The sequence below is a fragment of the Occallatibacter sp. genome (assembly GCF_049582745.1).
In the GTDB taxonomy this organism is placed as follows: Bacteria; Acidobacteriota; Terriglobia; order Terriglobales; family Acidobacteriaceae; genus Telmatobacter.
In genome coordinates this window covers 61,670-76,840 of sequence record NZ_JBAUUO010000128.1, presented here as the reverse complement: position 1 = coordinate 76,840, position 15,171 = coordinate 61,670, and the positions used below count along the sequence as shown (strand labels likewise).

Below are 15,171 nucleotides of genomic sequence, written 5' to 3'. Positions count from 1 at the left end.
ACCCAAAAATCGTAACTTCTCAGTCATGACCGGTTCCCTCCGCTTGTGGCTCTGGACTAAAGTTCTTAACAAACTCAGCCTAACCCACGACTAGCGCATCGAGCCGGTCACACCATAATGACTACTTCTTGGGCAACATTTCCGATTGCGATCCCCAGCTCGATTCACATGCAACTCTTGGGAACAGCAAACAGCGATCTTTCGACCGGCGCTTGGCTGTTTCTCGACAACCGTTGGGCGGCCAACAGGCAATCCTTGATCGGATACCCGAGGTCCGCTTCCATCTGTCCTCGGAAAGCTCCTTTGAGGTCTCGGCGATCTGCCCGAAGCGATTTGCACCTTCTCTCCAATCGGCCGAGAATGGTTGCAATGAATCTGAGAGAGATGCGTGTCAGCTTGGCGGAGCGATCGCTCGCCAGGCTCAATCGGCTTGCGGGCAGGCGCGGACAGAATGCAACGCCCGCACATCTCACGGTTGGCCTCGACGGCGAAGACGCCGCGTTGTTCTACCTGCAGCGCAAAGGTTACACCATCGTTGCGCGCCGCTGGTCCTCCGGCGATGTGCCCGGCGATGTCGACCTGATCGCCTGGGACGGACCGATGTTGTGCTTCATCGAAGTGAAGACGCGCACGGCACATGACCTCACTCCCGCCGAGACCGCCATCGACGACCACAAGCGCAACGTCCTCCGCCGCCTCGCGCGCCGCTATGTGCGCCAGCTTCCGCAGACAACTGCTCCCCCCGTCCGCTTCGATGTAGTCAGCGTTTATCTGGTCCCAGGAAAGGAACGCGAATTCAAACACTTCAAAGGATCATTCAGCTGGGGCGAGACCTGGCGCGACTAGCCGTCCATCGTCCATAGAGTGATTCGGACCAGCGGAACGGGGCCCGCAACTTTCAACGTCAAGCCCCTTTTCTCAAACTCCCCGCCAAGCCCTTCATTCCATTCAGAATTTTCCGGTCGCAACTTTGCAGGTAATTTCCCGGTTCCGGCGCACAATGGAGTTGTGTCCGATCAGAGGCAGCGAAATCAGACCCATCAGGCCCGACCCTGCGTACTTGCTCCCTGCCTCCCGAATCTCTTACTTCGGAACCGCGGTCCGTAACTCCTTTGTTGCGGAACCTCTACAGCGAACTCCAATGGAAAGAGATCTTTGGCGTAGGGTCCATCTCTAAACCCATGAATCGAGAAGACTTCCTGAAAGAGACGGGATAATAGGGGGGTATACCGCCGCCGACGGAAACATAGTCGGCATTCCTGAATCGCGCAGATACCTGGGACTGCACCTTGGCCCGAATCAGCCCTTCGCGTCTTCGAACTCTTCGTGCCACGCCATCTGGATCGCCTCAAGCCGCGACTCGTTCGACTTTGCCGGATCGTCGGCGAATCCGTCCAGCTCCGTTACGTATTTCAGCAGATCCGTGAACCGCACCGTCAGCGGATCGATCTCGGGAAACTTCTCCTGCAATTGAATGCCGATCTCCTCGGAGTCGGTCCACATGATTTCGCGGGGCATGTCGTCCTCTTCGTCTTCCTATTTGTTCTCGGCCATCGCCAGCGGTTTGCCTTCCGACGTGTAGTTGCGATTCCACTTCGGAATCTCGACCACATAATTACCCGGCTTGGTGATCACCGCCTGGCACCCGAGACGCGAGTTCAACTGCTGGTCGGCCGCCATATCCATCCGGTCAAGCTCATCGTCGTCGGCCGTGCTGATGCCTGCCTGGTCCTTGATCCACAAGTGGCAAGTAGTGCAGGCGCAAACGCCTCCGCACGCATGATCCAGAAAAATGCCGAAGTTCTCCGCAACGTCGAGGAACGACATCGGCTTGCCATGGTGGTCGTAAGGCAAGGTGCCAAACTCAAATTCCACGGTCTTCCCTTCCGGCATGAAGGTGACCCGAACCAGTTTCTCCGGCGGTATATTCTTCGTGTTTGCTTCGCTCATAATTCGACCCTCAAATCTCGTTCACACCGCGCTTACTTGAACTCGGCCCGTGCCATCGGATGCGGCGCAGTCACTTCTTCACCCAGCTCTTCATCGGCAGCATCCATCGTCTTCCCCCGGATCGCCGTCGTCACCGCCGCCTCCATCATCAACTCCGCAAATCGCCTCGTCGCCAGGTCAAGTGCCGCCGTCGCTTCACGAATCGCCGACAGGTCATCGCCCTGTTTCACACTCTGCAGCTTTCTCTGTGCGGCCGAGATCGACGCCTGTTCTTCTCCGCGCAGTTCCTGCCACGCAGGATTCTGCGGCGCGCGCTCGACCGCAGTCAGAATCGTCTCCGCCTCGTTGCGGGCCTCGATCAGCATGCGCTTCGCAAAATCCGCTTCCGCATGATCGAACGAGTCGAGAATCATCCCCTCGACCTGCTCGTCCGTCAGTCCATAAGTAGCCTTCACTTCGATCTGCGCCGCCTTGCCGCTGCGCTGCTCGCGCGCCGAAACCTGCAGAATCCCGTCCGCATCAATCAGAAACTTCACTTCAATCCGCGGCAACCCCGCACTCATCGGCGGAATCCCCTTCAGATCGAACCGCGCTAGCGAACGGCAATCCGCTGCAAGTTCCCGCTCGCCCTGCACCACGTGAATCGCAACGTTCGTCTGCCCATCAACGCCCGTCGTGAAGTGCTCCGTCGCCGATGCCGGAATCGTAGAGTTCCGCTGAATGATCCGCGCCACCGTTCCGCCGAGCGCCTCAATCCCCAGCGACAGCGGCGTCACATCCAGCAGCAGCATCTCTTCCGTCGTCTTCGATGCGCCTGCAAGAATGTCAGCCTGCACCGCCGCACCCAGCGCCACCACCTCATCCGGATTCAATTCAACATGCGGCTTCTTGCCGCGCGCGCTGAGATGGAAGAGATCATCCACCAGCCTGCGCACCGCCGGAATCCGAGTCGATCCACCAACCATCACCACTTCATCGATCTGCTCCGGCGTAATCCCCGCATCCGTCAGCGCCTGCTTGCACGGCCCCACCGTCCGGCTCAGCACCGGCTCAATCAATTGCTCGAACACCCCGCGCGGAATCTCCCGCTGATAGCGATCTCCATTCGGCAGCTCAATGTCAAAGTGCGCAGCGCCATCCGCAGACAGCGCAATCTTCGCGTCAATCGCGGCCTTCCGTATCGCCTGCACCGCGCCGGGATGCGAGCGCAGTTCCACACCGTGCTCTGTGTCAATCTCATCCAGCGCAATCGCCACCAGAAGATTGTCGATATCGTCGCCACCCAAATGCGTATCGCCGTTGGTCGACTGCACTTCGAAAATTCCATCGCGCAGCTTCAAGATCGAAATATCAAACGTCCCGCCGCCCAGATCGTAAACCGCAATCGTGCCTTCCTTCGCGCGATCCAGTCCGTACGCCAGCGCTGCTGCCGTCGGCTCGTTCACCAAGCGAAGCACATCAAGCCCCGCCATCCGGCCCGCGTCTTTTGTTGCCTGCCTCTGCGCGTCGTTGAAGTACGCCGGAACCGTGATCACCGCCTGCGTAACCGGCGCTCCGAAAAAACGCTCCGCATTCCGCTTCAGCTGCCGCAAAATGTATGCCGAAATCTCCGGCGGAGTAAACCGCATTTCGCCAAGCTGAATGCGCGGAACCTCGCCAGCCTCCACGTCATCCGCAAGCCGAAACGGGAACAACTTCAGCTCACTCTGTACTTCTTCGAGCCCGCGTCCCATCAAGCGCTTCACAGAGTAAATGACGCGCTCAGGCGTCTCGATCAGCACGCGCCGCGCGCTGTTGCCCACGGTAACCGTCGGCCTGCTTCCATCCGCGCGCATGGGATCGAGTGCCACCACCGACGGCACCAGGTTCGAGCCATCGACGCCGGGAATCACCACCGGCTTATCGCCCTCCATATAGGCGACCAGGGAATTCGTTGTTCCGAGGTCGATTCCGACTACGCGTCCTTCTGCCATGTTCCTCTTAGGCTCCCAGAGTTTCCGTCACATCGCGGACAAGATTGTTGACGTAGCGCCGCCGATCAAGCAGGGCAACCATCTTCTTCTGCGCTTCCTGCCGGGCACTCTCATCGCCCGCATCCCAAATCTTCCATTGCGTGCGCAGGTCCTGGTCGACGTCATCGAGCAGCCCATCGAACTTCTTCTTCGCCTGTTCGAGGCTGGACTGCAACTCCGGATCAGTGTCGCCCATCTTGTTTGCCATGCGCATTTCTTCCAGCTGCATGTTCAGGTCGAACGCCTCTTCCAACAGATCCGCAGGCACGCGCGACGGATCCCTTTGATCCTTGCGATCCTTTCCCGCATGCTCTTCGCCGATCTCGGCACCATGCAGCTTCAGCAGATATTCCGTCCGCCGAATCGGATCCTTCAGCGTGCGATACGCATCGTTCAAGAGCGCCGTATCCGCCAGGCTCCACTGCTTCTCATTTTCTTCAGCGCGGGCGAATCGATCGGGATGCAGCTTGCGGCTCAGCTTGTGAAACTGGTGCTCCAGCATCCCGAGATCCAGATCCAATTGCGGCACAAGTCCAAAGACAGAAAAGTAATCGCCACCCGGAGGAGGCTGGATCTTGCTGCAATGCGGACAAAACAACGTCGCGTCGTTGTGCGCAACTGCGCAAGACCAGCACGCGACCGGTACTGCAGAATCGAGAACTTTCAACATGAAGAACTCCAGGGCGGAGGACTAAGAGAAGGATGAACCGCAGCCGCAGGAGCGCGAGGAGTTCGGATTGATGAAGTTGAAGCCCTGCCGCATCAGTGTCTCTTCATAGTCCAGCGTCATGCCGTGCAAATAGACGAACGACTTGGGATCGACGAAGACGCGCACGCCGTCAAACTTGTAAATGCGGTCCCGCTCGCGAGGCCGTGTTTCAAACTTGATCGAATACGAAAGTCCTGAGCAGCCGCCGCCCATCACGCCAAGACGCAATCCGCCTTCCGTCGGCGACACGCCTTCCTTCTCCATCGCCACACGAATGCGCTTTACCGCGCGATCCGTAACCTGCAGGCCCTGGGAAGACGGACCAGCAGCCGGCTTGCTCTCCGGCGGCGCCGGTGCAGCGCTCGCGCCCTGCGCCGGCTTCGATTCAATGGATACAAAGTTCGACATTATTTCCTTCTTGCCGTGAAACTCTGCTTACTTCGCTTCAGCAGCCACAGCCGCGTTCTCTTGGACACCGTTCTTCTTCTTCCAGTCGCCGATGGCCGCGCGGATGGCATCTTCCGCCAGTACCGAGCAGTGAATCTTGACCGGGGGAAGCGAAAGCTCCTTCACGATGTCGGTGTTCTTGATCTCCAGGGCTTCTTCCACCTTGCGGCCCTTGATCCACTCAGTCGCGAGCGAAGAGCTTGCGATCGCCGAGCCGCAGCCGAAGGTTTTGAATTTCGCTTCTTCAATCACCTGCGTCTCCGGGTTCACGCGAATCTGCAGGCGCATCACGTCGCCGCACTCGGGAGCACCAACCAGACCGGTGCCCACATCTCCAGAACTCTTGTCGAGTGTGCCCACGTTGCGCGGGTTGTTGTAGTGATCTACGACCTTATCGCTATATGCCATGATTCGAAGTCCTCCCGCGGGAAGCCGCGTCTTTCTGTTGGATTCGGCGGACTTGCCCGCCGATGCTTCTTTCACCCCGTTCACGATGAGCTGTTGCGGGGCCTTAATTCCAAACCCTAGTGCGCCTGCCACTCAATCTTGGTCAGGTCAATTCCCTCTTTCACCATCTCGTAGAGCGGTGAAAGCTCACGCAGTTTCTTCACAATATCGATCACCTTCGCCGCAACATAATCTACCTCGGCCTGCGTATTGAAGCGGCCAAGCCCAAAGCGAATCGAACTATGCGCAACATCGTCGCCCAGGCCCAGCGCTTTCAATACATACGAGGGCTCGAGCGTCGCCGACGTGCAGGCAGACCCGCTCGATACGGCAACATCGTTGATGCCCATCAGCAGAGACTCGCCTTCGACATACACAAAACTCACGTTGAGGTTGCCGGGCAACCTGTGCTCCATCGATCCGTTCACGTGAATGTAGTCAAGTTCCGATTGCAGCTTGTCGTTCAGCCGGTCGCGCAGTCCGCGCAGATAGGCTGCTTCGTTTTCCATCTCCGCATTTGCAATTTCGCAGGCCTTGCCCAGTCCCACAATCCCTGGGACATTGAGCGTGCCCGAACGCATACCGCGCTCGTGGCCGCCGCCATCAATCTGTGCCGCGATCTGCACGCGGGGGTTGCGACGCCGCACATAGAGCGCACCCACGCCCTTGGGTCCGTAGATCTTGTGGCCCGAAAGCGACAGCACATCAATGTTGTCCGCGATCACGTTCACTGGAACCTTGCCCACAGCCTGAACCGCATCGGTGTGGAAGAGAACGTTCTTCTCATGGCAGATCTTGCCGATCTCGCGAATGGGCTGGAGTACGCCGATCTCATTGTTGGCCGCCATGATCGAGACCAGAATTGTCTTGTCGTCCATGGCACGCTTCAAGTCTTCGAGGTCGATCAGACCATCGGCCTTCACCGGAAGATACGTCACGCGATAGCCATACTTCTCCAGGCGCTTGCATGTGTCCAGCACTGCCTTGTGCTCGGTAACCTGCGTGATGATGTGGTTGCCGCGTTCGCGATACATCTCCGCAATGCCCTTGATGGCCAGGTTGTTCGATTCGGTCGCGCCCGAGGTAAAGATGATTTCCTTCGCCGTCGCGCCAATCAGCTTCGCGATCTGCTCGCGCGCGGTCTCCACGGCCTGCTCAGCTTCCCAGCCAAACGAGTGGTTGCGGCTCGCGGCGTTTCCAAACTTCGCCGTGAAGTAGGGCATCATCGCTTCCAGCACGCGCGGGTCAAGCGGGCTGGTGGCGTGGTTATCCATATAGATAGGCAGCGCGACGCCTGCCGGCACTTCAATGTGACTCATAACTGTACTCATCCCGACCTCTCCATCGTTGTTGCTGCTCCGCTCCGCGCGGAAAGTTAGCTAAATCGTCAGCGAAACCAGCTTCGGCTCAAGAACGTGCCCCGGCGGATGCTCCTGCTCGGCCAGGTCTTGAATGCTGATGCTTTTCAAGACGCCCGCGATCGTTTCGTTCACACGAGCCAGCGGTTCTTTGATCGTGCAGCTCGGCGTCAGGTCGCATCCCTTGGCGCCTTTCGTACACGAGGTGATAAAAAATGGACCATCGATTGCCAGAATTACTTCGTAAGCTGAAATCGAACTCGCCGGCTTTGAGAGCGCATATCCACCGTTCATCCCGGCATGCGATTTCAACAATCCCGATTTCGTCAGTTGCTGCAGAATCTTGGCCAGCAGTTGCGAAGGGATTCCGTACGCATCGGCAATATCTTTGGCGCTCAGGGCGACGGTTTCCGGGCGCTCGGCCAGGTACTTCAGCGCCATTAGCCCGTAATCGGCCTTTTTCGTAAGCTTCAGCATAATATGCGACTTCTTCAGTCCGTATTTAGTATACGACCATTTATGTCGCCCTTTCAATCTTCCGATACCCAATTTGAAGAAGGTCGTCCGCTCCAAGGGTCAGTCTGCTCGACTGCCGCAGCCGCATTTGAAACGTGGCCCCAAGGAGCGCGCATAGTTCGCGCCGGTGATTCATGGGTGGAAACCGCGGTCTGGCCGAGATATGCAACCGGTCGCTGCCTGCGACACCAAAGCTATCCTGGGATTGGACGTAGCCGCATAGTATTCTCAGGAAATGACTTACTGAAATTCCCGAGTTGTTGTGACGTTCCGGGTTTTGTGCAAGGTCGCCGCTCCCTGAGGGGCGCGTCGACTTGAGTGCAGCGACTTCGAGAGACCGTTGCTTTGTCTACACGCCGAATTGCTGGAGGTGCTTGTACATCCAGTGGGACCACTCGGCGGGGGTGAGGCGGCCGAAGAAGCTGTGGGGATGGGTGGTGCAACCGACAGGGCCGGCGGCGGCAAAGCGGTCGAGGGTGCGGCTGAGAATTTCGCGTTCGGTGGCGAGGTCGCGGTGGTCAGTGACGGCGAAGCCGGGGATGGTGGGGGAGTTGCGGCTGCCGGTGGTCGAGAGTGAGCCCCTCAGTCTGGCAAGATATGCAACCGATCGGTTGCAGGTTGTATCCCCCCACCCCCACCCCTGATTTGGCGAGAAGTCGTTGATTCTAAATATGTTGTTAGTAGGGTGGGGCGCCAGATATCTGATGGCATTGGACTTAGCGTGCAAAAATCTCTTAGGAAAGGGCTTAGGGATCAGGGGATCAGGATTAGTGGTCTGGGTCTGCGTTTCGAAACTTTGGCAGGGTTTTGCCTGCATGATTTGAGGATAGCGATTGCGCGGAAATAACCTGCAAATGTGGGGCAAGTTTTTTGCGAATGGTGTCAGGAGTTTACGGGAAATGTGCGGGTTGAGGGGTTGACGAAGGGATTTGAACGGCCGGATGCCGAAGATGCGGGAGCTCACTGCCATCCCACGCATGCGCAACACCACCCCACCGACGAAGACGTGTCGGTGGGGACCCCGGGGCAGAGCGCGCATGAATGGCGGCACCTGGCCTAAGACCCGATCATCGCGATAATGCCGCGATGAACTGGGCACAGCCCATACATCCATAAATCGATGAGTGGGCCACCTGCCACAGCCCGTCGGATTCTGAATGATGAGTGGGCTACCTGCCCAGCCCAAAATTTTTTTGGAAATGAGAAACGGTTGTCGGTTATTTTCACTATGCATAAAGAACACCCATGGCAACCAAGGCCAAAAAGACGGTGATCGGGATCTGCGTGGCGATATTGACCCCGCTTGCGATTACGATCGCGACGAGCATGTGGGAGAGATTTATTGCGCCGTTTGACCTTGAGGTGGACGCCCAATACATCGATGCAGCGGGCGCGAATCATCCCGCGGCAGGGGCGGTGCTTGACCTGCCGGTTGTGTCGACGGAGACGACGGACCAAGGCGGCCGGGCTTACTGGAAAGATGTGGTGCCGCACTGGACCGAGGAGAAGCAGATCGTGGTCGATCCGCCGTATGAGATTGTCTCGGCGCCTCCAGTATTCCTAAGGCGCTATTCGAACCCTGTGAATGTGTTGCTGCGAAAGCCGGAGACACAACAGGCTGCCGCGGCGCCCGCTCCGGCGCCAGCGCCAGCCGGACAACCTGCGCCTCAACCTGCACCTCAACCTGCACCTCAAGCCGCACCTCAACCTGCAGCCCCAGCGGAGCAGCCAGCGGCTGCGCCACCTGCCGGGCATGGTCTTTCGCCGAAGCCCGGAGTTGCGATCTTCAAAATTCATCCACCGATCGGGCAGATGGCGGAGCACATGCAGTTGAGCGCGAAAGCGGTGGAGCTGGTGAAGCCGGCCGCCGCACTGACAGCTGCTGCAGCGGCGGCTCCGCCGCTGCCGGACGTGACCGACATCTATCGGTCGGGTCCGCAGATTAGCGGTGCGGGGAAGAACTTCAGCGCGGCATACGACCTGTGCTCTGGCGATCCACCGACCGGGTACGTGATCAAGTCGAACACGTTTCAACTGGCGGGCGACCGGCAGTGCGGCCGGTGGGCGACGTGCAGGCAGACGCGGAACGAGACAACGAAAGTCTGCTGGCAGTTTACGCTGCAGGGCCACGAAGAGCAGACCGGAATTTTCAAGCCCGGGCAGAGCGGGCAGGCCTACAGCGAGGGCGTGTTGTCAGTGGTGTGGACTCGGGCGACGAAGTAGGCCGGTGCCGCCTGAGTTCGTCAGAGATTGTGCTATCCCATGTCCGAAAACACGGACCCCGGGGCACCCAGTTCTTGTGTTGATTGAGACCTGGGCCACCCGCCCCCGACCGGAGGAGCTTTTGGTCTAGGGCTTGGAGTCGAAGTCGGGCTTGCCGGTGGTCATGTCCACCGGCCATGAGACATGCTCATGGATGACAAGCCACTTTCCATTTACCTTGCGAAATACGTCTGTAATGCGCACGGTCATATCCATCGTCGTTCCGTCCTGCATGGCGCCCACGGTGTGAACGATGCCATGTCCGAAGGCCAGATTTCCGTCGGCTTCGGCTTTCCAGTCACTCATTTCCATATGAACGGTCTTGGGGAATATGGACAGAAACGTCTGCCAGTCTTTGCGATAGGCATCGGCGCCGACGTACTGGCGGGGAGCGGTGGAATCGAAGACGAACAGGGTGTTGTCGGGCACATAGTAAGACATGATGCCATCGATGTCCTTGGCATTGACCGAGGCAACCATATGCTGAACGGAGGCGTTGATAGCGGCGACGTCGTCGGATTGCGACCAGGCGGGGGAGAAGCAGCCGGCGACCACGGCGGCAGCGATAAGACAGTTGCGCAGATTCATTGGACAACCTCCTTGGGTTGGATTTGCACGTGGGATCAGCAACGAGTTCGCTCGACTGGCGGGGACTGGGGAACGATACCGGACGCGCGCACTTCGCTGGAGAATCGCCCGCCGATGGTACCGCAGACAGGATTTGGTTTCAAGGACTCACATTTCGTCCGGTCGGATCAGATGGGCGAGGATTTTTTGAAAATGAGAAACGGTTGTCGGTCATTTTCACAATGGATGACGAACAGGTCCGAAAATGCGGACCCTGTAGCACCCGCCGTTTCGAGAGGTCCCCGGGCCACCCGCTGAGGTTTTGAAAAGCAGATTCTTCACTCCCCACCCCCGAACCTACCCCAAAGAGCTGACGCTCTTTAGGGCCCCTGAAACGTTCGGGGCCCCGTTCGTTCAGAATGACACGGCTGTTTTTTGGGGGCATTGCGGGAGGTGTTCGGTAATGCCTGAGTTCATGCCAGATCGGAGTGGGCGACGCAATCACCCAACGACGTGGACCTGTCGTCGGGGACCCCGGGGCGCGAAGACGTGAACTGCGGAGGGTCGCGGTTTCCCACCCTTGACGATGAAACTGTCAAGGATGGGGCACCCACAGTTTGTGGTTGGGTTAGGTTTGAAAATGCTTGGGTGGGCCGCCCGCCCCGACAGAACCCAATCCCACGTCTCAAAATCGAGACATGGGGCACCCGGCATATCTGAAGGCGTTAAAAAGGAAATCTGGACGGTTTGCAGGCTGACAATTCTAAAGCTGAAGTTTGGAACTATTTGCGATCAGCACTTTTCTCGAAACAAACTGTGTCAACGCAATATCAAAATCCAACATCTCAGCCTCTTTGGAAAATGGGAGCAGAAACTGATCTTTCCCTCCACCGTCACTCTTGCTGTGGACGATCTTGTTGCGAATGTCATAGATTCGTTCTGCGACATTAACACGAAGGTCGGCAGTCGCGTTGCTCAATGGAATCTGTTGAGTGCTAATAGACTTCCACTCGCCTTTTGTGAAGAACTGTAGCGTCGTCTCGTGAGAAGTAAAGAAGTTATTAAGTTCGTCGGGGTCTAAGCATGCTTGAAGCGTCGCGCGGAGCTGACTTCTCTCGTCCCCAAATCCCCCCGCCCTACTTACTTGGATTGCTGACAATACCCGGCTCATATCACCATCGTCGTGGATGTTGAATGTTGGGTCCTTCATCAGGTTGCGAAGTTTTTTGATCGCTTCATTCTGGGAATAGATGGGGAGGTAATACTCAATTGATTGATAGAAGGCAAGGAACTGGAGTAGTGGCATTCCAGTAGCGCTCCTTGCGTACCAGTAAAGCGAAATTGGCTCTCTGTCATATGAACAGTTCGGGACCGATGGAGTCTTCTTTTTTGCCGAACCCGCACCAGCGGGCCGCATTTGCAACGGAGGTCTGCGATCCCTCGTTAGTCCGAGGGGAGCACTGTACATCAGATCAAGCTCAAAAAAGACCGCATTGGCTACCCGCTCAAGGAGGCCAACTGCGTCATCGTGGCGCTTGACGCCTGTGTTCCTGATAATCAAACTCGGCCTTCTGTTTCTAAACGAAGGGATCATGTACTTCAGCTTCTGTGGTGAGGACCAAAGCTCAATCTCAACTTTCCCGCTCTCTTCAGTTGGAATCAGCTTTAAAACCCGATCTTCAGTCTCACCCATTTTCATGCCAAACATTTGCCGAAGTCGGAACATTGCCGAACTGCGGAAGGGAAAGGCCGACGCTTCGATGTACCCCTCGTCGTATAAGGAAATAGCGTCATAGTCCCCCAAGAATATGAAGTTCTCAAATGGTTGATCCAAGAGCCCTCGAGCTTGGTCCAAACTACTTATGAATAGTTTTCTTTTTTGTTGGCCATTCTGCAGCCAAATGAAGATTCCCTGATACTCTTCTGGTTTTTCGACTTTGAGATTAGCCTTGGTGCACCGTTGCTCTATCTCATTAAGAGCGGTAGTAAGTGCAGGGTCGGGCGGTTCCGGAACTTCTTCGTCTTCGTCTGGAACTAAGAATTCAGTGGGATCGGACATTCTTTAAACCTAAAGGAAGTTTACGCAAATTCCGCACTCTTCTGATTATTTGCTCGAATTCTAGCACCGAAGAAGATTGGCCCCGAGCGCCGGATGAAGGATCGCGATCCGCAATGCAATATGTTTCAATAGTAAGAATGGCAGTTCCCCGGAGATCTACGGCTAAGGGTAAGTGGATTGCGGCAACGCGGAAGACGCGGGAGTACGCGATGGTGGCGCGGGCGCTGGCGTCTACGGCGCATCCTGTTCTGGCGCAGATAGTTCCGGCGCGGTTCTGCAATCTTTCGTGCGCTTACTGCAACGAGTACGACAAGGTCTCCGAGCCTGTTCCGGTAGACGAGATGCTGCGGCGGATCGACCACCTGGGGCGGCTGGGGACGGCCATGATCGGCATCTCGGGCGGCGAGCCTCTGACGCACCCCAATTTGGACGACATCATCGTGCGCATGCGCAAGACGGGCGCCATTGCGGGGATGATCACGAATGGCTATCTGCTGAACGTGGAGAGAATCGAGCGGCTGAATCGGGCGGGGCTCGATCACATGCAGATCTCGATCGATAATCTGGAACCGGATGACATTTCGAAGAAGAGCCTGAAGGTGCTGGACAAGAAGCTGCAGATGCTGGCCGATCATGCCGAGTTTCACGTGAATATCAACTCGGTGGTGGGCGGGGGATTTCGCGATCCGAACGATGCGTTGACGATTGGGAAGCGGGCGATTGCGCTGGGGTTCACCTCGACGATCGGAATTATTCACGACGGGGACGGGCAGCTTAAGCCGCTGAAGAAGAATGAGGCGCTGGTGTATCGCGAGATGAGCCAGTGGAAGAAGGTCAACTACTCGCGGTTCGACGATTTTCAGTCAGCGATTGTGGAGGGGCGGCCGAATGTCTGGCGGTGCCGGGCGGGATCAAGATATCTCTACATCTGCGAGGACGGGCTGGTGCATTATTGCTCGCAGCAGAGGGGGTATCCGGGGGTTCCGCTGGCGGGGTACACGACGGCGGATGTGAAGCGGGAGTTTTTGACGGCGAAGGCCTGCGCACCGAATTGCACGATTGGCTGCGTGCACAAGATCAGCTACATCGACCACTGGAGGGCTCCGCAGACGTCGACGGTGTCGCCGGGGGGGCAGGGCGAGCTGGTGAAGATACAGGGGACGTAGGGATTAGGGAAGCAGGGACAGAGGGACAAAGGGATAGAGGGACAGGAGCTGGCGCTCCTGTTTTTTGTTTGCGACGTTTGGAGCGCAGTTAAATAATATCCGCGGAAATCGGTGAGGATTGCAGTCAAAGAGATGCCGAAAACAAAAGCAGGTTCTTCGACTCACCACCCCCAAACTGAACTACGTTTGGGGCCCCGTTCGCTCAGAATGACATCGTTATTTATGTGCGAATGACGGCATGATTTATGTACGAATGACGGCATGATTTATGTACGAATGACGGCATGATTCATGTACGAATGACGGAGTTATTTATGTACGAATGACATCGCTAATTATGTATGGGAAGAAGTCCTGACGGGAGCTAGCGGGCTTGGGCGTGCTGGGCTACTGGGGCTTCGCAGTGGCCGCGGAGGCCGTTGGCTTCGCGGGTGAGGTACTCCCAGTTGAGGTCGCGGTAGGCGCGGGCGAGGACGGCTCCGACGACGCCGGTGTAGGTGAGGGAGAGGGTGACGCGGCTGCGCGCGCCGACGGCTTCGACCTGGTGGCGGGCGACGATCTTGATGCCGAAGGTGTGGGTGGTCCAGGCAAAGATGCGTCGTTTTTCGTCGAGCGAGGTGACTTGCCAGACGGCGGGCATGAGCTTTGGCTGCCAGATGCGGGTGCGGCTGCCCAGGGTGAGCGGGCCGATATCCATGCGCTGAACTTTGCTGACGGAGGTGGTCCACTCGGGCCAACGCTCGACATCGAGCAGCACGTTCCACACGCGCGCCGGCGCAACACGAATTTCCACGACATGGCGAAAGTCTGACATGAGAAATGGGCCCGGGACTGCGACAGCGTTATTTGCGGGCTGTTCTTACAGGCGCTGAACGTGTGTCGGCAATGGCCTGATCGATGAGTTGGAAGAGCTTGGTGCGGTCGACGACTTCGACGAACGGCGCACCCTTGCTGTTGGCGGTGGTGATCCAAATGGTTGGCGTGTGTTCAATGCCGATGCGCTGACCGAGTGCGTAGTCAGCCTTGACCTCGGCGGCGAGCTTGCCCTGGGGATCGATGGCGAAGGGCAGCGCGATGTTGCGGGTCTTGGCGAAGTTCTCAGTGAACTGGCGGAGGACATCGAGGTTGGAGATGGAGGGCTGGCTGGCAAAGACGGCGTCGCGGTATTCGTCGCCGAGCTTTTTGCTTTTGGTGTCGAACCAGCGGGCATTCACGGCAGCCTGGAAGCTCCAGGCATGGAAGGGCAGAGGGAAATCGTGGCGAACCCAGGGAATATCGTACTTGGCAGCGGCTTCGCGGAGCAGCGGATTGGCATTGCCGCAGTCGGGGCACTCCATGTCTGCAAATTCGACAATGGCGACGCGAGCGCCGGCGGGCGGCTTGAGGGCGGCGGGGTCGTGCACGGTCGTGGTGGGCGGCGGTCCAAACTGAGCGCGTGCCGCGGGTGAAGCCGCGAGCAATGCGATGGCGAGGCCCATCCAGAGAGCGGTGCGGAGCGTGGGGAAGCGAAGGGCGTGGGCAAGGTTACTTGGCATGGTGTCTTGGACGACTCCCTTACATCCATTGTAACGGCTGGCATGGAAGAAAGTTGCAGCGTTAAGTCCCACTTTGAAAGACGGGGCGTGGCGCATCGGACAGGGGTGCGGGCGGGCGCTGGTAACTCTCGGGCGTTACGGGA

General features: G+C 57.6%; 17 protein-coding genes. 4 read left to right on the top strand and 13 right to left on the bottom strand.

The features are described from left to right. Positions 1 to 369: 369 nt before the first annotated feature. Positions 370 to 846 (top strand): YraN family protein, encoded by a 477-nt coding sequence (locus WCA10_RS18550; protein ID WP_472824004.1) that lies wholly within the window; start codon positions 370 to 372, stop codon positions 844 to 846. A gap of 453 nt (positions 847 to 1,299) precedes the next feature. Here the strand turns inward: WCA10_RS18550 and iscX are convergent, their stop codons facing one another. From iscX to WCA10_RS18505, 9 genes are all read right to left on the bottom strand, one after another. Further along, on the bottom strand, positions 1,300 to 1,518 hold the full coding sequence (iscX, locus tag WCA10_RS18545) for a Fe-S cluster assembly protein IscX (RefSeq protein WP_472824003.1): 219 nt from the start codon (positions 1,516 to 1,518) through the stop codon (positions 1,300 to 1,302). Positions 1,519 to 1,536: 18 nt separating this feature from the next. Continuing rightward, the gene (locus WCA10_RS18540) at positions 1,537 to 1,950 is read right to left on the bottom strand and encodes a 2Fe-2S iron-sulfur cluster-binding protein (protein ID WP_472824002.1); all 414 of its coding nucleotides are present in this window, start codon (positions 1,948 to 1,950) and stop codon (positions 1,537 to 1,539) included. A 32-nt stretch (positions 1,951 to 1,982) separates the two neighbouring features. Further along, a complete protein-coding gene (hscA, locus tag WCA10_RS18535; protein WP_472824001.1) occupies positions 1,983 to 3,923 on the bottom strand; it encodes a Fe-S protein assembly chaperone HscA in 1,941 nt (646 codons plus the stop codon). A gap of 7 nt (positions 3,924 to 3,930) precedes the next feature. Further along, positions 3,931 to 4,632, bottom strand: a complete 702-nt coding sequence (hscB, locus tag WCA10_RS18530; RefSeq protein ID WP_472824000.1) for a Fe-S protein assembly co-chaperone HscB — start codon at positions 4,630 to 4,632, stop codon at positions 3,931 to 3,933. Positions 4,633 to 4,653: 21 nt separating this feature from the next. Continuing rightward, positions 4,654 to 5,079 (bottom strand): HesB/IscA family protein, encoded by a 426-nt coding sequence (locus tag WCA10_RS18525; RefSeq protein WP_472823999.1) that lies wholly within the window; start codon positions 5,077 to 5,079, stop codon positions 4,654 to 4,656. A 27-nt stretch (positions 5,080 to 5,106) separates the two neighbouring features. Next, positions 5,107 to 5,526, bottom strand: a complete 420-nt coding sequence (gene iscU, locus WCA10_RS18520; RefSeq protein WP_472823998.1) for a Fe-S cluster assembly scaffold IscU — start codon at positions 5,524 to 5,526, stop codon at positions 5,107 to 5,109. A 116-nt stretch (positions 5,527 to 5,642) separates the two neighbouring features. Continuing rightward, positions 5,643 to 6,884, bottom strand: coding sequence for an IscS subfamily cysteine desulfurase (locus tag WCA10_RS18515; protein WP_472823997.1), 1,242 nt, complete (start codon positions 6,882 to 6,884; stop codon positions 5,643 to 5,645). Positions 6,885 to 6,944: 60 nt separating this feature from the next. Beyond that, on the bottom strand, positions 6,945 to 7,400 hold the full coding sequence (locus WCA10_RS18510; RefSeq protein WP_472823996.1) for an RrF2 family transcriptional regulator: 456 nt from the start codon (positions 7,398 to 7,400) through the stop codon (positions 6,945 to 6,947). A gap of 388 nt (positions 7,401 to 7,788) precedes the next feature. Next, positions 7,789 to 8,166, bottom strand: a complete 378-nt coding sequence (locus WCA10_RS18505) for a DinB family protein (protein WP_472823995.1) — start codon at positions 8,164 to 8,166, stop codon at positions 7,789 to 7,791. Between the two features lie 129 nt (positions 8,167 to 8,295). Here WCA10_RS18505 and WCA10_RS18500 point away from each other — a divergent pair, with 129 nt between their 5' ends. Together WCA10_RS18500 and WCA10_RS18495 are read left to right on the top strand one after the other, a co-directional pair. Then, positions 8,296 to 8,499 (top strand): hypothetical protein, encoded by a 204-nt coding sequence (locus WCA10_RS18500; RefSeq protein WP_472823994.1) that lies wholly within the window; start codon positions 8,296 to 8,298, stop codon positions 8,497 to 8,499. A gap of 185 nt (positions 8,500 to 8,684) precedes the next feature. Further along, positions 8,685 to 9,662, top strand: coding sequence for a hypothetical protein (locus WCA10_RS18495; RefSeq protein ID WP_472823993.1), 978 nt, complete (start codon positions 8,685 to 8,687; stop codon positions 9,660 to 9,662). Between the two features lie 126 nt (positions 9,663 to 9,788). On the opposite strand, the gene WCA10_RS18490 is transcribed toward WCA10_RS18495, so the two are convergent. Next, complete coding sequence (locus WCA10_RS18490; RefSeq protein WP_472823992.1) at positions 9,789 to 10,289, bottom strand: YybH family protein; 501 nt, start codon at positions 10,287 to 10,289, stop codon at positions 9,789 to 9,791. Positions 10,290 to 11,031: 742 nt separating this feature from the next. Continuing rightward, positions 11,032 to 12,327: a hypothetical protein gene (locus WCA10_RS18485; RefSeq protein ID WP_472823991.1), complete on the bottom strand. Its 1,296-nt coding sequence runs from the start codon at positions 12,325 to 12,327 to the stop codon at positions 11,032 to 11,034. Positions 12,328 to 12,464: 137 nt separating this feature from the next. Between WCA10_RS18485 and WCA10_RS18480 the strand changes: the two genes are divergently transcribed. Next, positions 12,465 to 13,493: a radical SAM protein gene (locus tag WCA10_RS18480; RefSeq protein ID WP_472823990.1), complete on the top strand. Its 1,029-nt coding sequence runs from the start codon at positions 12,465 to 12,467 to the stop codon at positions 13,491 to 13,493. Between the two features lie 364 nt (positions 13,494 to 13,857). Here WCA10_RS18480 and WCA10_RS18475 read toward each other — a convergent pair whose 3' ends face one another. Together WCA10_RS18475 and WCA10_RS18470 are read right to left on the bottom strand one after the other, a co-directional pair. Continuing rightward, entirely contained in the window at positions 13,858 to 14,307 is a 450-nt protein-coding gene (locus tag WCA10_RS18475) for an SRPBCC family protein (protein WP_472823989.1), read from the bottom strand. Positions 14,308 to 14,335: 28 nt separating this feature from the next. Next, entirely contained in the window at positions 14,336 to 15,028 is a 693-nt protein-coding gene (locus WCA10_RS18470) for a DsbA family protein (RefSeq protein WP_472823988.1), read from the bottom strand. Positions 15,029 to 15,171: the final 143 nt, after the last annotated feature.